Source organism: Pseudoalteromonas sp. 2CM39R (assembly GCF_023161845.1).
The window spans coordinates 46,635-67,732 of record NZ_JALNTM010000027.1 but is presented as its reverse complement, the minus strand read 5'-3'; the positions used below and the strand labels follow the sequence as shown (position 1 = coordinate 67,732).

23 protein-coding genes are annotated in these 21,098 nt (G+C 40.8%); 13 read left to right on the top strand and 10 right to left on the bottom strand.

Annotated elements, in window-relative coordinates; translation table 11 throughout:
• Window position 1 precedes the first annotated feature (1 nt).
• From ubiD to MTF66_RS34040, 3 genes are all read left to right on the top strand, one after another.
• Window positions 2-1,468 carry a 4-hydroxy-3-polyprenylbenzoate decarboxylase gene (gene ubiD / locus MTF66_RS34050; protein WP_138622463.1) on the top strand — a complete coding sequence of 489 codons (1,467 nt, stop codon included), beginning with the start codon at window positions 2-4 and terminating at the stop codon, window positions 1,466-1,468.
• A 95-nt stretch (window positions 1,469-1,563) separates the two neighbouring features.
• Window positions 1,564-2,277 (top strand): NAD(P)H-flavin reductase, encoded by a 714-nt coding sequence (gene fre, locus MTF66_RS34045; RefSeq protein ID WP_138595956.1) that lies wholly within the window; start codon window positions 1,564-1,566, stop codon window positions 2,275-2,277.
• 159 nt (window positions 2,278-2,436) lie between these two features.
• A complete protein-coding gene (locus tag MTF66_RS34040; protein ID WP_055013101.1) occupies window positions 2,437-2,850 on the top strand; it encodes a CBS domain-containing protein in 414 nt (137 codons plus the stop codon).
• Window positions 2,851-2,916: 66 nt separating this feature from the next.
• On the opposite strand, the gene add is transcribed toward MTF66_RS34040, so the two are convergent.
• From add to cyaY, 8 genes are all read right to left on the bottom strand, one after another.
• Window positions 2,917-3,918: an adenosine deaminase gene (add, locus tag MTF66_RS34035; protein WP_008109049.1), complete on the bottom strand. Its 1,002-nt coding sequence runs from the start codon at window positions 3,916-3,918 to the stop codon at window positions 2,917-2,919.
• A gap of 119 nt (window positions 3,919-4,037) precedes the next feature.
• Window positions 4,038-6,704, bottom strand: a complete 2,667-nt coding sequence (locus MTF66_RS34030; protein ID WP_248529982.1) for an ATP-binding protein — start codon at window positions 6,702-6,704, stop codon at window positions 4,038-4,040.
• 46 nt (window positions 6,705-6,750) lie between these two features.
• Window positions 6,751-7,860: a heme biosynthesis HemY N-terminal domain-containing protein gene (locus MTF66_RS34025; protein WP_138622459.1), complete on the bottom strand. Its 1,110-nt coding sequence runs from the start codon at window positions 7,858-7,860 to the stop codon at window positions 6,751-6,753.
• Entirely contained in the window at window positions 7,857-9,695 is a 1,839-nt protein-coding gene (locus MTF66_RS34020) for a uroporphyrinogen-III synthase (protein ID WP_138622457.1), read from the bottom strand. The genes MTF66_RS34025 and MTF66_RS34020 overlap by 4 nt, the downstream gene beginning before the upstream one ends.
• Window positions 9,695-10,633 (bottom strand): hydroxymethylbilane synthase, encoded by a 939-nt coding sequence (hemC, locus tag MTF66_RS34015; RefSeq protein WP_138622455.1) that lies wholly within the window; start codon window positions 10,631-10,633, stop codon window positions 9,695-9,697. The genes MTF66_RS34020 and hemC overlap by 1 nt, the downstream gene beginning before the upstream one ends.
• A 59-nt stretch (window positions 10,634-10,692) precedes the next feature.
• Window positions 10,693-11,598 carry a DUF2914 domain-containing protein gene (locus MTF66_RS34010; protein WP_138622453.1) on the bottom strand — a complete coding sequence of 302 codons (906 nt, stop codon included), beginning with the start codon at window positions 11,596-11,598 and terminating at the stop codon, window positions 10,693-10,695.
• Between the two features lie 23 nt (window positions 11,599-11,621).
• Window positions 11,622-12,278 carry an alpha/beta hydrolase gene (locus tag MTF66_RS34005; RefSeq protein ID WP_138622473.1) on the bottom strand — a complete coding sequence of 219 codons (657 nt, stop codon included), beginning with the start codon at window positions 12,276-12,278 and terminating at the stop codon, window positions 11,622-11,624.
• Window positions 12,275-12,598 (bottom strand): iron donor protein CyaY, encoded by a 324-nt coding sequence (gene cyaY / locus MTF66_RS34000; protein WP_008109036.1) that lies wholly within the window; start codon window positions 12,596-12,598, stop codon window positions 12,275-12,277. The genes MTF66_RS34005 and cyaY overlap by 4 nt, the downstream gene beginning before the upstream one ends.
• A gap of 148 nt (window positions 12,599-12,746) precedes the next feature.
• Between cyaY and MTF66_RS33995 the strand changes: the two genes are divergently transcribed.
• From MTF66_RS33995 to MTF66_RS33965, 7 genes are all read left to right on the top strand, one after another.
• Complete coding sequence (locus MTF66_RS33995; RefSeq protein WP_010392638.1) at window positions 12,747-12,926, top strand: lipoprotein; 180 nt, start codon at window positions 12,747-12,749, stop codon at window positions 12,924-12,926.
• Entirely contained in the window at window positions 12,927-14,180 is a 1,254-nt protein-coding gene (gene lysA, locus MTF66_RS33990; RefSeq protein WP_138622451.1) for a diaminopimelate decarboxylase, read from the top strand.
• 64 nt (window positions 14,181-14,244) lie between these two features.
• Complete coding sequence (gene dapF, locus MTF66_RS33985) at window positions 14,245-15,075, top strand: diaminopimelate epimerase (RefSeq protein ID WP_138622449.1); 831 nt, start codon at window positions 14,245-14,247, stop codon at window positions 15,073-15,075.
• The gene (locus MTF66_RS33980) at window positions 15,072-15,683 is read left to right on the top strand and encodes a DUF484 family protein (protein WP_010392634.1); all 612 of its coding nucleotides are present in this window, start codon (window positions 15,072-15,074) and stop codon (window positions 15,681-15,683) included. The genes dapF and MTF66_RS33980 overlap by 4 nt, the downstream gene beginning before the upstream one ends.
• The gene (locus MTF66_RS33975; RefSeq protein WP_075170870.1) at window positions 15,680-16,624 is read left to right on the top strand and encodes a tyrosine recombinase XerC; all 945 of its coding nucleotides are present in this window, start codon (window positions 15,680-15,682) and stop codon (window positions 16,622-16,624) included. The genes MTF66_RS33980 and MTF66_RS33975 overlap by 4 nt, the downstream gene beginning before the upstream one ends.
• Before the next feature lie 10 nt (window positions 16,625-16,634).
• Window positions 16,635-17,339, top strand: coding sequence for an HAD-IA family hydrolase (locus MTF66_RS33970; protein WP_076919936.1), 705 nt, complete (start codon window positions 16,635-16,637; stop codon window positions 17,337-17,339).
• A gap of 74 nt (window positions 17,340-17,413) precedes the next feature.
• Window positions 17,414-17,773 (top strand): HopJ type III effector protein, encoded by a 360-nt coding sequence (locus MTF66_RS33965; RefSeq protein ID WP_248529981.1) that lies wholly within the window; start codon window positions 17,414-17,416, stop codon window positions 17,771-17,773.
• A 14-nt stretch (window positions 17,774-17,787) separates the two neighbouring features.
• On the opposite strand, the gene MTF66_RS33960 is transcribed toward MTF66_RS33965, so the two are convergent.
• On the bottom strand, window positions 17,788-18,207 hold the full coding sequence (locus MTF66_RS33960; RefSeq protein WP_138622445.1) for an N-acetyltransferase: 420 nt from the start codon (window positions 18,205-18,207) through the stop codon (window positions 17,788-17,790).
• A 40-nt stretch (window positions 18,208-18,247) separates the two neighbouring features.
• Entirely contained in the window at window positions 18,248-18,553 is a 306-nt protein-coding gene (locus MTF66_RS33955) for a DUF6482 family protein (protein ID WP_008109023.1), read from the bottom strand.
• Between the two features lie 91 nt (window positions 18,554-18,644).
• On the opposite strand from MTF66_RS33955, the gene MTF66_RS33950 reads away from it, so the two are divergent.
• From MTF66_RS33950 to MTF66_RS33940, 3 genes are all read left to right on the top strand, one after another.
• The gene (locus MTF66_RS33950; RefSeq protein WP_138622443.1) at window positions 18,645-19,334 is read left to right on the top strand and encodes a pseudouridine synthase; all 690 of its coding nucleotides are present in this window, start codon (window positions 18,645-18,647) and stop codon (window positions 19,332-19,334) included.
• 113 nt (window positions 19,335-19,447) lie between these two features.
• Window positions 19,448-19,822, top strand: coding sequence for a BlaI/MecI/CopY family transcriptional regulator (locus MTF66_RS33945; protein ID WP_008109021.1), 375 nt, complete (start codon window positions 19,448-19,450; stop codon window positions 19,820-19,822).
• A gap of 9 nt (window positions 19,823-19,831) precedes the next feature.
• On the top strand, window positions 19,832-21,043 hold the full coding sequence (locus MTF66_RS33940; protein ID WP_138622441.1) for a TonB family protein: 1,212 nt from the start codon (window positions 19,832-19,834) through the stop codon (window positions 21,041-21,043).
• Window positions 21,044-21,098: the final 55 nt, after the last annotated feature.

Sequence of the window (21,098 nt, the reverse complement as noted above, 5' to 3'; positions counted from 1 at the left end):
AATGAAATACAAAGATCTGCGCGATTTTATCGATTTACTTGAGAAACGAGGCGAGTTAAAACGCATCAGCCAAGAAATCGACCCGTATCTTGAAATGACCGAAATTGCTGACCGCACACTGCGTGCCGAAGGCCCTGCTTTATTATTTGAAAACCCTAAAGGGTACGACATTCCCGTTTTAGCTAACTTGTTTGGTACCCCAAAGCGTGTAGCTATGGGTATGGGCCAAGAAGATGTGAGTGAATTACGTGAAGTAGGAAAATTACTCGCATTTCTAAAAGAGCCTGAGCCGCCAAAAGGCATTAAAGAAGCGCTCGGACAAATTCCGGTATTCAAGCAAGTACTTAATATGCCGGCTAAAGAAATTAAAAAAGCCCCCTGCCAACAAGTTATTTTACAAGGTGACGACGTTGACTTAACTAAGTTTCCTATTCAGCACTGCTGGCCTGGCGATGCTGCACCTTTGATTACTTGGGGTTTAACCGTTACCAAAGGACCTCACAAAAAGCGCCAAAATTTAGGGATTTATCGTCAACAGCTATTGGGTAAAAATAAAATCATTATGCGTTGGTTATCTCATCGCGGTGGCGCGCTTGATTTTCAAGAGTGGTGTAAAGAACACCCTGGCCAGCCCTACCCTGTTTCGGTGGCATTAGGTGCAGATCCTGCGACTATTTTAGGTGCTGTTACCCCCGTTCCAGATACGTTAAGCGAATATGCCTTTGCAGGTTTACTACGTGGTAGTAAAACTGAAGTAGTTAAGTCAATCTCGAATGATTTACAAGTACCAGCCAGTGCAGAAATCGTACTTGAAGGGCATATTATGCCTGGAGAGATGGCGCCGGAAGGTCCATATGGCGACCACACAGGATACTACAACGAAGTCGACGACTTCCCAGTTATGACGGTCACTCATATTACACATCGTAAAGACCCTATTTACCATAGTACTTTTACTGGCCGTCCGCCGGATGAGCCTGCGATTTTAGGGGTGGCATTAAACGAAGTATTCGTACCAATCTTACAAAAGCAATTTCCAGAAATTGTCGATTTTTATTTACCGCCAGAAGGTTGTTCGTACCGTATGGCCGTGGTGACAATGAAAAAACAATATCCAGGTCACGCCAAGCGCGTAATGATGGGGGTTTGGTCATTCCTACGACAATTTATGTACACTAAGTTTGTTATTGTCTGTGATGATGATATTAACGCTAGAGATTGGAACGATGTAATTTGGGCTATCACTACTCGTATGGACCCTGCGCGCGACACGACGTTAATTGAAAACACGCCAATTGATTATTTAGATTTTGCATCGCCCGTATCTGGCCTAGGTTCAAAAATGGGTATGGATGCAACAAATAAATGGCCTGGCGAAACAACCCGTGAATGGGGCGAACCTATTGTAATGGATCAAGCCACTAAGGATCGAGTTGATGAGCTTTGGGATAGCTTAGATATTCTTTAACGACTTTGGTCTAGGGCCTCTAGGCTATAAACTCACCCTGCGGATATGCTATTATTGCTCAAATAAAGTGCGTATCCGCTAATTTAAGGTAAAACATGCAAACATTACTCGCTGAAGTTGTTTCTATCAGCCCACTAACAGAATTTGTTCATAAAGTTATTTTAAAGCCGCAACAGCCTGTAGCATTTGAAGCTGGTCAATATTTACAGTTGGTTTTAGGTGAAAAAGATAAACGTGCGTTTTCAATCGCGAGTCGCCCCTCACAAACTGATGCATTAGAATTACACATTGGCGCATCAAACGCAGACTCTTACGCGATGCAATCATTAGAACACCTTCGTAGTGCCCACAACGAGAACCAAACCGTAACTATTGAAGCAGGTTTAGGTATTTCTCAGCTGCGTTTGCAGTGCGAGCGTCCAATTATTTTACTCGCCGGCGGTACTGGTTTTTCTTACGCAAAGTCAATGGCCGAGCATTTAGCTGAAATCAACTGTGAGCGCCCGGTGCTATTTTACTGGGGAGTAAAAGAAGAGTCGGCGCTATATGCACATACCGAAATGCAAGCATGGGCAGATAACCGTGAAAACTTTAAATTTATTCCTGTCGTAGAGCATCCTACCGACAGCTGGACTGGCCACACTGGTTATGTTCATAAAGCGGTGATGAACGATATCATCTCGTTAGAACCTTACGATATTTACATGGCAGGTCGTTTTGACATGATTGGCATAGTACGTGATGATTTTATAAATCATGGCGCCACTCGTGAAAACATGTACGCAGATGCATTCGCGTTTATAAAGTAACATTAGCGCATTATTTTAAGGCACCTTAGGGTGCCTTAATTGTTTTAATTGCTAGCACTGTGATTGTTATTACCTATTAAGCTCATCAACATAAACAATTTCCTAAAATCCAATCTATAAACCATACTTTGTACAGAACATTAAGCGGGAGAAACCTAAATGTTAAATACAAAAGTAAAAGATTTTATGCAACATAAGTTGCCTCATATCACCCCTAATACAGAAATGACCACAGCCATAGCAGAGCTAGAAAAATTTAAACTACTAGGCGCGCCGGTATTTGATGATAATAAGGTGCTCGTTGGCTTTATCTCAGAGCAAGAATTACTTAAACCCTTAATGCAAAGTAGTTATTTTTGTGATGGTATGGTTAAAGTATCGCAGTTGATGCAAACAGATGTGGTAACCGTGAACGGCGATACCAATATTATGGAATTAGCAGAACAAATGAAGCCTGGTAAGCCTAAAAATTACCCCGTGATCGATGGCGGTGTAGTGGTAGGTATGATCAGCCGTGCCGATATATTAAAAGCACTTTATAATAATTACGTTAGTTGTAATGCGCACATATAAAAAAATGCCACTGTAAACAGTGGCATTTTTAATTATATAACCTGAACTCTGGATAATATAAGCAACTTAACGCTGTGCGACTTTAGCTTTAAGTGCGCTTTTATCAGCGTCACTTAAATAGGCAATTTCAAGCGCATTCGCTTGCGCTTTTTCCATATCGGCTTGTGACAAACCTGCTTTTGGTGCTGCCACTGCGTACTCGTACTCAATTTCAATGCCTTCAACAGCTGGGTCATCCGTGTTAAGACAAGCTAAAATACCATGATCTAAAAACTGCTTAAGTGGGTGTTTGGTTAAATCATTCACTGTACTGGTTTGAATATTACTGGTTAAGCACGATTCAATACCAATACGGTTATCGCGTAAATAATCCATTAGTTTTGGATCTTCAATCGCTTTAACACCATGGCCTATTCTGCTTGCGCCAAGCTCGTTTAATGCTTGCCAAATACTTGGAGCACCTAACGCTTCACCAGCATGCACAGTAACAGCCAAATATGCATCACGTACTTGCTTAAAATGATCAACAAACAACTCGCCAGGATAACCAATTTCATCACCGGCCAAATCCACTGCAACCAAATCATTTTTAAAGGCAAGTAACGCGTCCAACTCGTGCTGACAGGTTTTAACTCCGTATGTACGAGACAAAATACCAATTAAGTTTGCTTTTATATCAGTATCTTTTGTTGCACTTCGGATACCATCAACCACTGCTTCAACAACGCCTTGAGGGTGTAACCCTTGGCTTTGAGCCATATAATAAGGACTAAAACGCAGCTCTACATAATCAAGACCCTGCGCTTGCGCATCTTCAATGTTTTCTATCGCAATACGTCTACAGGCATCGTAATCGCCTAGTACCGTCACTCCCCAATCAAGCTTTTGTAAAAATGCCATTAAGTTTGGCTCAGGATCAATAACCTGAACATGAGGAATAAGTGCTTCAACATTGTCCGCTGGTAAAGCGATATTAAACTGACGACCAAGTTCTAGTATGGTTTGCGCGCGTACATTACCATCTAAATGACGGTGAATATCTAGCAAAGGTATTTTTCTATTGATCATAATAGCTACTCGGTTGAATTAAAATTGCGCGAATGATACGCAGGTACAGTAATATTTCAAGTGTAGAATACTTAAAATAGCGCTTGGAGGTCTTATGTCTGCTTTTTATATAAAAAGAGTTAACGTGATAAATAAAACCAAATCATTTTAAACAGTGCATCTGCATCAATCGGTTTTGTTATATAGTTATCCATCCCCACGTTAATCGCTTTTTTAGCATCTTCTTCGTGCGCATTAGCAGATAGGCCAATAATAGGTAAATCTAAAAACCCTAATTCATTACGAATCACTTTCGTTGCCTTTAAGCCATCCATTTGTGGCATTTGAATATCCATTAATACTAAGTCGTATCTTTTATCGCTTAGCATTTTAATCGCTTCAAGTCCGTTATTAGCAATATCAACAACACCCTGCTTGGTTTCTAAAATAGCGGTAGCCACATGTTGATTTAATGGGTTATCTTCAACGAGTAGTAAGCGATACTTCGCCAGTGATAGGTTGCTTATATCTATTTTATCTAACTTACCTGAATAATATTGTGCTTTAGGTAACGGAGAATGAAGCGGTAAACTAAAGGTAAAAGTAGAGCCGTGACCTTCACTACTTTTTAAATCAATTGCTCCTCCCATCAGCTCCACTAATTTTTTACAAATACTTAAACCAAGCCCTGTGCCACCAAACTGGCGTGAGGTTGAACTATCAGCCTGAGAGAAGGGGTTAAATAGCTGTTTTTGTGCCTCCTCACTAATTCCAATCCCCGTATCATTGACACTAAAATAAGTCATTTTTGCTGACTGCCAAATCTTTAATGTGACACTGCCCTTAGCAGTAAACTTAACGGCATTATTTAATAAGTTCAGCAGCACCTGCTTTAAACGAATAGGATCGGTATTAACAACTAAAGGAGCATCATGATCAACCTCAACTTGCAGTGACAAAGGCTTATTACTGACCTCAAACTGCATTAAACTCATAACTTCTTTTGCTAGAGACTTTAGCTCCACAGGTTCCTGCACTAACTCAAGTTTACCCGCCTCCATTTTTGAAAAATCGAGCACATCATTAAGCACTCTCAATAATACGCTGACCGCACCATCAGCTTGCTCTATGTAAGATTTTGCTAGTGGCCAGTCCCGCTGTTGCAGTGCTAAGTAATGCATGCCTTTAATACCATTAATTGGGGTGCGAATTTCGTGGCTCATATTGGCTAAAAACTGACTTTTTATCTCACTGGCTTTATCGGCTTTTTGCTTTTCCTGACGCAAAGTCAGCGTTTGCTTTGCCACTTGTTCGCGTATACGAACATTGGTGGCGACCACTGAAATTAAAAACATAATCAATAGCCAAACAAATAACATTCCCACTATCTGTGCTAACCAATAAATAAGCCAGGTTGACTCCGTCTTAGGTTGGTATATTTCTACCTGCCATAACCGATGGCCAATTAACAACTGATAATCTTTTAGCAACGTCATTGAGTCATGCTCAACGCTATAAAGAGTCTGTTTATTATCTACTTTATTTATATCAGTAAAGCTAATCGCGACTTCACCACTACTATCAAATGAAAGTACCTGCGACAACTTAGCTAAGTTAACGAGTGCAATCACAAATCCTTTGAAATCCCCTTCAATATCAGGAGCACCAAATACAGGAGAAATAAAAAGCACGCTTAATTCATCATCTGTAGGGGGTAACTTAAATGGTTTACTCAGTACCAACTCATTAAGAATTTTTGCTTTATTAAGGGCATCGCGAATATCTATATCAGAGCTCAAATCGAAGCCCAACAAATCTTGCGTGTTCTTTATAGGATAAATGTATTTTATTGGGTAATAAGTATTGCTAAAGGGTGCTTGTTGCCACTGTCCATTCGCCATTCTTTGCTTTATAACGATACTTTTGTCCCATTCAGCAGGATCATTAATAGACTTGGCAGTAATCATTGGTACCCAATTTAACGCTAAAATCTCTTCACTATAGCTCAACTGCTTAGAGGTGAAATGATTAAACTCATCAAGGCTAACTTGATCACTACTTGCTAAAAATGCACCTAACAAAGATAGATGAGCAGCCACTTCATCTAACTTCTGATTAATGGCACTTTGCGTCATCAGTACTTTGGCGTCTTGTTTTTGAAGGTCTTTTTGTTTTTTTACACTGGCCGCGCCATAAAAACTAATACTGATAATGGCGTAAATAAGTAACGCAGGTAAAATAACTTGCAGCCGATGACGCAACTGCGAATAGTTAAATATGGCCAGTACTAAAGGGGTAAAAATCAGCACCCCAATTGAGTCACCTATCCACCAAGTAATAAAGGTACTGATGACATCAGATGTGCTAATAAAATGATTTAAAACAAGTAGACTAGTTCCTGCTCCAGCAGCTATGACACAACATAGCGGCCCACCAATCACCAAGCTTTGAATACTAAGTTTTAAAGAAGATAAATTAAGGGGAGCTTTAATGACTTTGGTAATAAGAAATGCACCAAGCCAAGCCTGAAAAAATATAGCGCAACTAACCCCGAGGGATTGGATTAATATTTGCCAATTTAAGATATCAGCGGAGTTATCTAAGTGAATTAAATTAACAAAAACCGCACCGGCAAAAATGCCAGCATAAGCGCGACGCCCCCATAGTAAAAAGCTTGCCAGCGCAATACCAGCCGGAGGCCAAGAGGCAACCGCATAACCGTTAACGGCGAATAAAAAGTTACTTAGATAACCACTAAAGAAATAAGCGCATGCGAGGCTAAAAGATAATGTAAATACATTTTTCACAACCGTCGCTCCTGCGCTTTTATTATTGATTTATAACTATAATTGATTATTGGTAGAGTACAAGTGCCTTATCTAATTGTGCACTGTGCTCATAACTTAATATCGCTTGTTGTCGATACTGTGCTTTATTTTCGCTATTGAGTGCTTTATCAAAAACACGTGCTGCTAAGTCGTAATCACCTTGGGCATTGGCTAAACACGCCAGCGCTAATAATAACGCGTTATTGTGCTCGTCTTTTTTCAACCGCTCTTGAATGCTTGATTGCAGCTTATAAGCATTACTTGGTGCAGCTTCACTTAAAATATAAGCCAGTTGATCATGCTGCTTGTTGTGCTTGAGCAATTTAATTAGCTCATTTTCGATACTTGCTAGCTGCCCTGTTTTGGCCATTTGGGTTAAATAAGCCGTGTGCGCATGCGCCTGCAACTTTTTACCTAAATGTTGATATTTAGCGGTTAACTCATCACTTGCTTGCGCAGCAAAATAAGCTAAAAACACTTGCTGCCACTGGGTATCATTCAAGGCATTTTTGCGTAATAAACGCGGTAAAAAGTCTTCAAGCAATTTAAAATGCTGTTGTTGCACTAAAACTTCGGTGTACAACTTCAAATCAAGTACCGTGGCTTTTTTAGATTCTGCAGCCACCCGTATTTGCGGCTCAATTACACTACTGTCGCCACTAGCTAACCATAACTTAGCCACTTTAAGTTGTTGCTCTGGGCTGATTTCAAATAAACGCTCAAGCGCTTTATCTGGCTGATTATTTGCCAGCGCAGCTTTTGCTAATAATGCTAAACGTATATCGGAAAATTTAGCAGGCACACTATTGCTTGAAAGCGCACTTTCTACTTGCTCGTAATCATCATTAATGAGGCTCCACAATGCTTGCTCTATAGCCGCATGTTTACGCTCTTGGCTTCGCGCAAAAAAGCCATGCTTAGTGTTTCTGTATATAGATAAACAATAACGCACTAGCTTATAAGTTAAATATAAAGCCGCTGCGCTCAGTGCTGCCATAATACAAAACGAAACAATTGTGCCCTCTATGGTGGTATTGTTAAATGAAATCAGCACGTAGCCTTTTTCATCTAACACAAAGGGGGTAATCGCTAGCACCAATACAATAGCGACAATAAAAATAATCAGCCCTATCATTGTGCCCACTCCTTCACTTGTTGAGTGCTTTGCAGTGTCACTTCAGGGTTAAAGTTAAGCGATTCTTTTTCAAGATTGGCTAATGTCTGTATTACCACTTTTGTTGCATCGTCATCTTGTTTAAAGTATTCATTAACCAAACGTTTTGTATCATTCAAAGCGTTAAAATAAATACTAGCTTGTTTACCCATTAATGCGTCTTGCGCCTGAGTAATATTAAGCTTGATGCGCTGGGTAATTAAATGACGCTCTCGGTCAGTTAATAGTGGCTCAATTAATACGCCTTCATGATGGCGAATAGTAATAAAGCTATCGACTATTTTATTCCAACTATTAAGAATGTTTTGTTGCCAATCACTAACATCTTCAGAGAGTGCATTCTCATCACTTATACTCGCCTCTTCAGGCAAATTAACCGCATTAAATACCAAGTCATCAATACGCTTTATTACGCTGTTTAATTGTAAATAAATCGCTTCTGTCGCAACGGGTTTAATATTGTCGAGTGTTTGTATGTCTTGTGTAATTGCTTGACGCAACTCAAGCGTACCAGAATGATCACTTAACAATGAATCTAAACGTTTAAGCACGGCACTGGTGCCTGAGTAATCTTGTTCTGCCCACAGTTTAAATTCAGCCATGCGTTGCAAGCTGGTGACCTCTTGTGGATTTAATGTATTACCACTTTGTTGCACCTTTTGCAGCGCGGCTTTTAATGCTTGTTGATTTTTTACAGAATTTTCATTGAGCGCCATAGCGATTTGTTCTTCACTATTAAGCAGCGCTTGCTGCAAGCTAAGCTGCTCAGATTTAAGCGCTTGCAGCTCTTGTTGTAGCATTTTATTTTGTTCTGTCAGCGTATTAACTGCTAAACTTTGCACTTTACTGGCATTAAGCTTTTGATAAAACTCATAACCCACACCGCTGGCAACAAGCAAGGAAATCACTAACGCAACGCTACCTACTTTACTTACTTTTTGAGGAGCGCTCTGCGTTTGGTTATTCGCATTTACAGAGTCACTTTTAGTCGTATTAGAGGGGTTTTTTGCTGTTGGCTGCGCTGATTTTTCTACTTTTGACGTCGCTGACTGTTCACTCATTTTGCTACCTTGCTGATTAATGCAGGTAAACATAGCGTGGTCGCTAGCTCCTGCCGCAGTATGTATATGGGTCGAATTTATTTTTTGTTGCTGTAAATAAGTACCTATGCGCTCACTGGCAACGTAAAATTCGCACTGTTGTAACCATGTTAGTTGCGCCGCCGAGATAGTATTAAATATGGCGTCAACTGCAGCATTACTTGTAATGACTATACCGTGTACATTATGGCTTTGCCAGTGGTCTATCCAGTTAGCTGAGCTAGGCTCTACTGGCTCACGTTGATACACCACACAATTATTTAAATAAGCACCACGTTGCTTCAAGGTTTTTGCTATTTCAGGTCGCCCGCCAATACCTTTGACCAACACAATATTACTGCCATCAACATCAGCCAAAGACTTAAGCGCGAGTAATCCCTCAGAGTCATGTTGTTTTGGTAGTGCGGCACGCACACCAAATACTTCATAAATAGTATCAGCTGTTTGTTGCCCAACCCCATAAAACTGTGCTTTGGTATTAATAGCAGGCTTAAGTGCATTTAATGCATGCACCGCATCCTGTGAAACAAAAATAATTTTGTCAGCGTTCACCAGCGGGCTTAATTCAACGTTTGTTGGCGTTAAGTAGGTTATTTTTAAAACTGGATATAAAGACGCTTGATAACCCGCTTGCTCAAGTTGCTCTGCAAGGGCTGCGCCTTTTCCTTCGGGCCGAGTTATCAAGATATGTTTCATTATGCGTCTCGATATACTTCAGCTAGAATTTTATCTGCGCCTTGTGCTAATAATTTTTTAGCCAGCTCTACACCTAACTTTTCAGCATCATCAACGTGACCGCTAATTTCATCGCGTAAAATTTCACTGCCATCAATCGCACCGACCAAACCACGTAAGTGTACTTGGTCACCCTCAACCAATGCATAAGCACCAATTGGCACTTGGCAGCCCCCTTCTAAATGGCGGTTCATTGCACGCTCAGCGTTAACACGAATACGTGTTTCGTTATGCTCAAGCGGCGCTAACAATGCTTTCGTCACGGTATCGTCTATACGACACTCAATGCCTACAGCGCCTTGGCCATTAGCAGGTAACGAGACTTCTGGTTCAATAAAGTCACGAATACGCTCGCCCATTTCTAAACGAATTAGGCCTGCAGCAGCGAGTATAATGGCATCATATTGGCCGCTATCAAGCTTAGCTAAACGTGTATTGACATTGCCGCGTAAGTCTCGAATTTCTAAATCCGGACGCATCGCTCTAATTTGACACTGGCGACGTAAACTTGAAGTCCCCACAATAGCACCTTGTGGAAGCGCATCAATATTGGCAAAATTGTTTGATACAAATGCATCACGCGGGTCTTCACGCTCACAAATGGTGTGTAACTCTAAATCATCCGGAAACTCTACCGGCACATCTTTCATTGAATGCACTGCAATATCTGCACGGCCATCTAGCATGGCTTGCTCTAACTCTTTTACAAATAAACCTTTGCCGCCAATTTTAGCTAGCGGTGTATCTAAAATAATGTCACCTTGAGTCGACATTGGCACGAGCTCTACATGCACGTCATCATGAAAATGCTCTAGCTGCGCTTTTACAAATTCAGCCTGCCAGAGTGCCAATGCACTTTTACGAGTGGCAATGCGAACTAACTTTGTTTTTTCAGTCATAAAATATCCATTAATAATTACTAGCTTTTAGAATTAAAACTTGTTCAATCTAAGGCTATTTAATTTGCTAAAACTCTAAATTCTTTTTGAGCGATGAGCAGCCCGTTTTCATCAACTACATCAACGCGCCAATGCCCTAATTGAGTATCCATAATATTTTTAGTTGAGTACGTTCTGTAACGCGGAGAAGTGACCTTAAGTGCCACTTCAGCCATTATTTCATCTTCGAATAACCACACATGTTTTACCTGCTGTCCCTGTAAGTTTTTAAGCTCACTAAAAAATGACAGCGACTCTTCAAATTGATTCAAACGCACATCGGCGGCAAATACATTGGTTGGCTCACGGTTACTGACACTGCGAGTCAGAACTGCACGGCTAATTGTGGCTGTATCTATTTTGGCTCCCACAGCTACACTAGCAATGTGTGCAGATGCAGCAAATTTCTTTTGCTCAACTGGCTTTGCGCTAACAGTCTCAACTTCAGGGGCTTGAGTATCTATTGCTGCAATGGTTGCTTCTTCAGGCTCAGCAGTGATCGTTGGCTCTACTTCTTGCTTAATAATACTTTGTTGAACTTCAGGCTCCGATGGTACCTGTTCAGTAATAGAAGCTGGTTTTTGCTCAACTGAGGAAAAGGTTTTAGGGTCTGCAATCGCAACACTGCTTACCTGCTCCTCATCTGCATCTATGGCTTTTTCACTCTCTACTGGTGCTGCATTATCATCGCTTAGCGACACAATTGCTGTTTGTTGCTCAGTAAAATCAAGCTGCTCATTAGGATGCGACGTCCCTTGATCAGCATTCACGGCGCTAGACAGGCCGTAAATAACCGCTGCAGAGATCATAATCACCAACATAGAAATACTCACAATCCGACGCCAATGCCACTCATAGCTCACGTTGGGTTCGCTTACCTGTGGTTCACGTTTTACATTTGCTGTTATTACTATTTTCTGACTCATTTTGACCCTCAGCGGCTCCTAAACTAACTTAAGCGAGAAATTAACCATTGGCGCACAGCTTGTAACTCTTGTGTACAAACCTGATGCCCCATTGGGTATTCTTGCCAACTTACATCCATGTTATGCGTTGATAATACTTCGAACGCACTTCTACCCGCGCTATGCGGTACAACGTCATCTTGGCTACCATGAGCCATAAATATATTTAACTGTGTTTGTTTTGCTTCATCTGCCAATTTATGTGGCACACACATGTAGGTTGACAGCGCCATTACACCAGCCAGCTTTTGTTCTAAACGCGGTGCTAAATGAAGCGATACAACGCCACCTTGCGAAAAGCCCGCTAAAATAATTTTACTGGCAGGTATGCCGTTAGCAATTTCTTGTGTAATGAGTTGCTCAACTTTTGCAGCTGATTCTCTAACCCCTTGCTCATCGGCACGTTTATCTAAATCCATAGATTTAATGTCGTACCATGAGCGCATTTGCATACCACCGTTAATAGTAACAGCCTGCATAGGCGCGTGCGGAAAAATAAAACGCACTCCTAACTCAGTAGGTAAGTCGAGCTGCGGGGCAACAGGTGCAAAACCATCACCTGAATCACCTAAGCCATGCAGCCAAATCACCGTGGCTTTATGGGCGCTTTGCGCTGGGTATTCTACAAACCCTAAACTCATAGTGTTGATTGCCATTTAATTTCTTGACCCGCTTGGCGTGTAGACGCTTCGTTAATGAAGCTCCAAAATTCTGCACCCGAGCGGTTATCAATCCATTGCCCATCACGCATTTCAAAATGGTGACCATTAAATTTTGTTGCTACCCATACTTGGTGCAAAGGTGCTTGCTTATTAATCACAATCTTACTGCGATCTGGAAAAATAATTTCTAAAATACCTTGAGCCGATTCATAATCTAAATCTGCTTCACAATCATCAACTTGTTCTTCAATAGTGAACATAAGAGCTTCTGCTAACTGGTGATATTCGTGATCAGTCATCGTTAATTTCCTTTGCAGGCGAGGCGCCTAAATAATGGGTGCATGTTTATAGAGCTAGTGTAACAGGAATAAAATCATCCGCGAATAGCTGCATTTTTTAGATATTCTGTTACTCTGCGATTATAAAGCCAGCAACCGTATTAATCTAATGAAAGCGACATATACCTTACAATTAAAACAACTATTAATCAGCACCGTATTGTTGTGTGCATTAGCTGGCTGTGGCCAAAGCGGCCCGCTGTACTTACCCGAGCAGCCTGCTGAACAAAACCAGCCAACTGACATTCCTAACAAACAAACACCCGCCGAGCAACAACAGGAGCAGTAAATGGATTTTTTTAATTATAAAAACAACCAACTATTTGCTGAAGATGTCAGCGTAGCAACCATTGCACAGCACTATGGTACGCCGTGTTATGTGTATTCCAGAGCCACGTTTGAACGCCATTATTTAGCGTTTGCTAATGCGACTCAAGATCACAAAAGCCTAGTGTGTTATGCCGTTAAAGCAAATTCAAATATTGCGGTGTTAAACATATTGGCACGACTTGGTGCGGGTTTTGATATTGTCTCAAAAGGCGAATTAGCACGGGTGATAAAAGCCGGAGGCGCTGCTAACAAAGTGGTATTTTCTGGGGTTGCTAAAACGGCTGACGAAATTGCTTATGCGTTAGAATTAGGTATTAAATGCTTTAACGTTGAGTCAATTTCAGAGCTTGAGCGCATTTCAGAAGTGGCCTGCGAGCTTAATTTAGACGCGCCAATTTCTATTCGTGTTAATCCCGATATTGATGCCAAAACACATCCGTATATTTCTACTGGACTTAAAGAAAATAAGTTTGGTATTGGAATCGAGTCTGCATTAAGTGTGTATCAACATGCGGTATCATTACCTGGCTTAACGATTGTTGGCGTAGATTGCCACATTGGCTCACAGCTTACACAAACCAAACCGTTTTTAGAGGCGCTTGATAAACTACTGGCATTAATTGATGAATTAAAAAATGCAGGTATTGAGCTAAGCCATTTAGATATAGGTGGAGGCCTTGGAGTAACCTACGACGACGAACAACCTCCGCACCCAAGTGAATATGCAGCACAAGTAACGCAGCGCCTTGCAAATTACCGTCACCTAGAACTGATTTTTGAGCCCGGGCGAGCCATTGCCGCAAACGCGGGGATTTTAGTAACACAAGTTGAGTTTATTAAACAAAACCAAGACAAGTATTTTGCGATTGTAGATGCGGGTATGAACGACATGTTACGCCCATCACTGTATCAAGCATGGCAAAAAATTATTCCTGTATCAGTGCGTGATGACGAAACACCTACCCACAACTATGACGTGGTTGGCCCGGTGTGTGAAACCGGTGACTTTTTAGGTAAAGACCGACCACTGGCACTCAAACAAGGTGATTTGTTAGTACAGCGAAGCGCTGGAGCCTATGGTTTTACCATGAGCTCAAATTATAACTCACGTCCACGAGTTGCCGAAATAATGGTCGATGGTGAGCAACATCACCTTATTCGCGAACGCGAAACTATCGAAAGCTTATACCAAGGTGAGAAAGTTTTACCATAAACGTTTTTGCCAACTAGCTGCTCTGTGGCATGATTAGCACAGAGCAAAACCGAATTAGAGCGCTATGTTAGTTAATTTTTCCAAAATGCACGGCTTAGGTAACGACTTTGTTGTGATTGATAACATTACACAAAACGTTTTTTTATCTCGTGATCAAATCAAAAAGCTGGCCGATCGCTATTTCGGCATTGGGTTTGATCAACTACTGATGGTTGAAGCCCCTTACTCACCCGATCTCGATTTTCACTATCGTATTTTTAACGCTGACGGCCACGAAGTAGAACAATGTGGTAACGGTGCGCGCTGCTTTGCCCGCTTTGTACGCATGAAAGGCTTAACCAATAAACATAAAATCAGCGTGTCGACTAAGTCTGGTAATCTCACCCTGTATATTGAAAAAGACGGTCAAGTAACCGTTAATATGGGTCACCCTAATTTTGAGCCAAATAAAGTTCCACTCAAAGCAACCAAACGTGAGCTGACTTATATTATTCGCGCAGAAGAGCATACCGTTTTTAGTGGTGCCGTATCTATGGGTAACCCTCATTGCGTAATGGAAGTAGACGATATAGAAACAGCCCAAGTGGATACCCTAGGCCCGTTGCTTGAAAACCATGAGCGTTTTCCACAACGCGCGAACATTGGCTTTATGCAGGTTATCTCTCAAGAGCACATTAAACTCAGAGTATGGGAGCGTGGTGTAAGCGAAACACTTGCTTGCGGTACCGGCGCGTGTGCTGCCATGGTGATTGGTTTTATCCAAAATAAGCTCACCAGTACAGTACAAGTTGATTTACCCGGCGGTAGCTTACAAGTGCGCTGGAGTGGCGAGGGCCATCCAGTGCGTATGACAGGTCCCGCTGAACATGTATTTGATGGGCAAGTTGCACTATGAGTGAATTAACTAAACAGCAAGTAATAGATTACTTACAACAGCATCCTGATTTTTTAATTGAGCAACCTAAGCTGTTAGCGCAACTTGAGTTACAACAACAAGTACAGGGTGCTACTTCATTAGTGCATATTCAGCAGCGCCAATTACGCGAGCACAATACACAGCTAAAAAATCAAATAGACAGCATGAGCAAAAATGCGACCCAGAATGAACTGGTTTATCGTTTATTTAGCCAATGTCACCGACAGCTGTGGAGTAATTACGACTTTAATACACTGGCCAGTAACTTACGCAATATTATTTGTATGAGCCCGACTATTAATGAATGCAAACTCGTTAGATACGATAATGCCTTTGAAGAGTTAGTAAAGCATAGATTGTCAGATAGTAATCATTATTTAGGCCGTGTAAATCAGCAAGAACGCGACTTACTCTTCAATAATGATACCCAATCGACCGCACTTTATTTAATTGGTGAGCCGAGTAACCCCTACGCAATTTTGGCTTTTGGCAGCCACGATGAAAACCACTTTGAGCCCTCACAAGATAACTTATTTGTATTAGATTTTGTGCGCTCATTGCAAATACGGTTACTGGAACTGGCATGAGCGATAACGCGCCAAATATAAGCGACTTAAGCGATAGCTGGCGTACACCCATTACATTATTTAGTGATTACTTAAAATTTGAACGTCAATATTCAGCGCACACCGTTAATCAGTATGTCAGCCAATTAGGTTTTGCCGCCTTGTATTTTAATAAACTGTGCGACAATTGGTTTGCGGTACAAAGTGAGCATATTCGTCGTTACAGTATGGCACTGCGGGCAAAACAATTAAGTGGCAGAACAATCAGCTTAAAATTAAGCTGTATACGTAGTTTGTATAAATTTTTAAAAGCAAAAAATATTACTGAGCAAGCGCATTACCACAATCCGGCACAGGGCATAAAAGGTCCTAAATTTGCGCGGCCTTTACCTAAAAACCTTGATGTTGACCAAATGGCTCGTTTACTCGAAATACCCGATGATGATCCACTTGCCATTCGTGATAAAGCGATGATGGAACTGATGTATTCATCAGGCTTACGCATTAGTGAGTTAGTTGGCGCTAACATGCAAGATATAAACACTCGTAGCGGTGAAATATTAGTGCGAGGCAAAGGCGCAAAAGAACGCCTAATACCGGTTGGCTCTAAAGCACTTGAGGCGTTAAACAATTGGCTAGCAGTTCGCCCACTATTTATGGGCTCAGATGAACATGCAGTATTTTTGAGTAGCAAAAAAAGCCGTATTTCTGTACGCCAAGTTCGTTTGCGTATGCAAGAATGGGGGATAAAGCAAGGTATTAGCTCGCAAGTTCATCCGCATAAATTACGCCACTCATTTGCGTCGCATATTTTAGAGTCGTCTGGGGATTTACGAGCAGTGCAAGAATTATTAGGCCACAGTAGTTTATCTGCAACCCAAGTCTATACTCATTTAGATTTTCAGCACTTAGCTAAGGTGTACGATAACACCCACCCACGTGCTAAAAAAAGAACCGATTAGAGCAGCAACTATGATCCGATTTAATCGCGCAATTTCTCCTTTTTCTGTGCTGAGTTTTGACTTAGACGACACCTTGTACGATAACCGCCCTATCATAACCGCAGCCGTTCAGGCGCAAATTGATTATTTAAATGCGCTACCAGGCTACAAAAAACAAGGACCACAGTTTTGGCAGCAATGCCGTGAACTCGCGGCACTACAGCAGCCAGAACTTATTGATGACGTCACACAATGGCGTAAGCATACCTTGCGCTTAGTGTTGTCTGAATTAGGTTTTAAAGGTGATGAAATAGAGCATCATGTACATAAGGCGTATCAAGCATTTGCTGATGAGCGAAGCAATATTACGGTGAGCGAAGACGTACTAATATTGCTTGATAAACTAAGTCAACACTACAAATTGATTGCCATTACTAACGGTAATGTCGAGGTTGATCGATTTAATTTAAAAGATAAGTTTGAACTGGTGTTACAAGCAGGCTTGCATGGTAAAGCTAAACCACACACAACATTATTTGATCAAGCCGCAACACATTTACGTATCAAAAACAGCGATATTTTGCACATAGGTGATAGCCTTGATAGCGATGTGCAAGGTGCTAACAACGCTGGCTGTCAGTCTGTATGGCTGAATAATCAAGCACAAACTTATGCCTACAAAGGGTTGGCTGATATTGAAATAACCAACATTCATGCGTTAACCCATTTAATATAACCTATGCTTGTTTTACTAATAATATAAGTTAGAGTTAGTTAATTAACGACATATTATAATAACAAGGACAGCGTATGACGCTCACAGATTATTTAACAACGCTCGCAGATGAGCCAAAAAGTATTAGCTTTGCTGATACTATGGCCGTTATTGATGAGCACTATACTTTTACAGCATGCAGCTTCAGTAACCATGGGTTATTAAGCTCTGCGAGTGAAAATAACCGTTCGTGCAAAATTTTTGCATTTGCTAAGCTCAACGGTCTTAGTAAACAAAATACCTTAGATTGTTTTGGTAAATTTTACCGCGAAGATGTACTAGACAACCCAAGTGCCGATGATCACATGAATATTCGTACGTTTATGTTAGCGCCCGAGGCAACACCGTTTTTAGGCATTAGCTTTGATGGCACGCCTTTAACCACAAAAGAGTAATATTCAAATCAGCATTATTTAGCCGCTACCAGCGGCTTTTCCATAAAGTAGCGCGTACCGCTGAGCGGATAATTATTTAATTGATATTTAACCTGATAACCACGCTTTTCATAGAAAGGCTTGGCTTGAAAGTCTAAGGTGTCAAGCTGAGCCTGAACGGCACCCATTTCAATTGCTGCATTTTCAAGTGATGTTAATAACGAATCAGCCAAGCCATTACCTCGTGCCGATTCAGCACACCACAACCAACTTATTAGCAGCCAATTGCCAAATACATGACCACTTATACCGGCAACTAATTCATGCTGTTTATCGAGATATTTAAAGCCGAGAGCTTGGCGCTCTGCGTCGAAGTGTTGAGCATTAAACTCAAGTATATTAACACGCAGTGCTTGGTTTAATTGCTCAGTATTTTCTGCCTGCAATAGATACATTGGCTATTCCAAATAGACCTATTTTAGCAAATACCTGATGTTAAAACAGGTTATTTTGTCCAAAGGGAACTTCAAGCATATTGCTAGAAATTTTTTCCGGTTGACCACACATTTCATCATAAGCGCTGGTATGCCTGAGCATCATTTGCGCGTAGGCAATGTCTTCAAAGCGTTTTTGAATATGTAATGGGCTGACTGCCTTTACAAATTCACCATCGCTTTCTTGTACATAGTATTCAACATTATTAATGACAACAGACACTTGATACAAGGCCATTTCCAGTGAATGAACCACCACTTTTTGTAATGGCTGATGCTTTTTTAGTTCTGAAAATTGAATACCCATATTAACCTACCTACTGTTAAATTAACTGTCCAAGTAATCAATACGCAGCTTTGCTATAATCGCGATCAGATTTTTTTAATTACGCGCTATCATGGATACAAAAATTCGACTCGCAAAGTACATAGCGCATGCCGGTGTTTGCTCACGCAAGCAGGCCTCGCGTTTGATTGACGAAGGTGTGGTTATGGTTAATAATCGCCCCGCAAATCATATTGATCATGTGGACGAAAACGACAGTGTCATTGTTAATGGCCAAGCCATTAAAGGCCCTGCCGATTTAGTCTACTTTGCTTATCACAAACCAGTAGGAATTGATTGTAAACTCAATCAGCACGACCCAAGCAGCCTTATTCATCACTTGCCACAACTAACACGGGTATACCCTATTGGTCGCCTTGATAAAGACTCACGCGGATTACTTATTTTAACCAATGATGGGGATTTTTGTAACCAGTTGATCCACCCTGACTATCATCAGCCTAAGCGCTATTTAGTAACCGTCAATAAACCTTTAGATGCGGATTTTTGCGAAGAAATGGCTGCAGGCGTCCCTGTCGACAAGCAAATGACTTTGCCGTGTGAGGTGACTAAAATCACTGACAATCAGTTTAGTATTATTTTAAAACAAGGACTTAATCGACAAATTCGTAAAATGGCGCATTACTATGGTTACAAAGTGATTGATTTATACCGCGTACAAATAAGTGAATTACTGTTAGACCATTTAAATTTACCTGAAAACCAGTTTATAAAAATTAATAAAAGCGACATTTTAGGCTAACAAGCTCACGCTACCCCCCCTCACTTTAATGCGATAAAAAAATATAAAATAAACTTGCAAAAATAGATTACAAGTGTAGTCTTAAATTAAAGATTACACTTGTAGGCAATAAAATGATCGAATTATCAAAAGCAGAATTTGAAGTACTCGATGCGCTATGGATTAGCTACCCCGCTAATGCCAGCCAAATTATTGAGCGCTTGAGTGATGATAAACAATGGCACGAAAAAACCATTAAAACCTTACTAGGTCGATTAGTTAAAAAAGGAGCGCTTAGCTTCGAAAAAGAAGGCCGCCAATATATTTACACCCCCTGTATAGAGCGTGCTGATTACACCCTAAAAGAAAGCCAAAACTTTATTGAGCGCTTTTTTAGTGGCCGTATAGCTCCGTTGGTAAGTGGTTTTGCAAAATCAGAAAAACTCTCTCAACAAGATATAAACGAGCTTAAAAAAGTCATAGATGACTGGGAAAAAAACCAAAAGTAAGGGATTCTCATGGTTATTCAAACAAGCTTTAATTGGCTAATAGAGCAACAGCTATTATTGAGTCTGTTGTTTGCAGGATTTGTTTTACTTGAGCGCTTTGGCTTAAAAGCAATTGGTTCGCAGCTTATTTATAAATTAGTGTGGTTAATACCAGCCTCGCTGCTTGTCGCTAATTTACCCAATGCAATTAGGCCATTACAAAACAGTCCAATTAGTCATTATATCATTACTCCAAATCAACCATTAATAAGCACTATTAGTATTAACTGGGCGCTATTTTATGTAGTTATTACGGCACTGCTTTTATTCGCCACTTGGATTATTCACCGCCGATTTGTAAGCAACCTACAGCTTTGTGAAGTAACAAATTTACAAGCAGAAATAAGCTCAGGGGTAAAAACCTTTACTAGTCATCAAGTGGCAACACCTATGGTAATTGGGGTACTAAATAGCAAGCTAGTTTTACCACACAACTACAATACTCTGTTTGATAAAGCCACATTGGCGCTTATTTTAGAGCACGAAAATGTGCATATAAAACGCAAAGATAACCTAACAAATGCGCTGCTATTACTGGCTACAATTTTAATGTGGTTTAACCCTTTAGCTTGGATGGCATACGCAAGCTGTAGACGTTTGCAGGAGCTAACTTGTGATGAACGGGTACTAAGTAATAAAACCACACAGCAACAAATTTTATACAGCAAAGCCTTAGTAAACTGCGCTGCCAATGCGCCAGCGGGTCTGATGGCTTATTCACACTACGGAGATAAAAAAACCATGTTACAACGACTTACTAATATCAAACATAACGGCGCACATTCGCGCCTAGCAAAAGGAAGCGTGTTACTTATAGCAGCAAGCTTGCTCAGTGGCTTAGCTGTAGCAAAGCAACCTGAAGCATCAGCTAAAAAAGAAACATCTATCGCTCCCGTAATGCGAATCGAACCGCTTTACCCAAAACAAGCGGCGGAACAAGGCATTAGCGGTTCAGTGGTATTAAAATACGACATAACCCCAGCAGGCAAAACAGCTAACATTACTGTTGTAAAAGCTGAACCAGAAGCAGTCTTTAACAAAGAAGCAAAAAGAGCACTGATGCAATGGCAATATACGCCTTCATCAATGGGACAACAGAACGTACTAATACAACTTGATTTTGCACTCAACAGTACAGTTACAAAAAGTGATTTAATAGAGCGAGTTAACATATTGCATTAATGGGAATAAGTGTTTAAGACTATAAAGCAAGCACCCTTTTAGGCTGCTTGCTTTG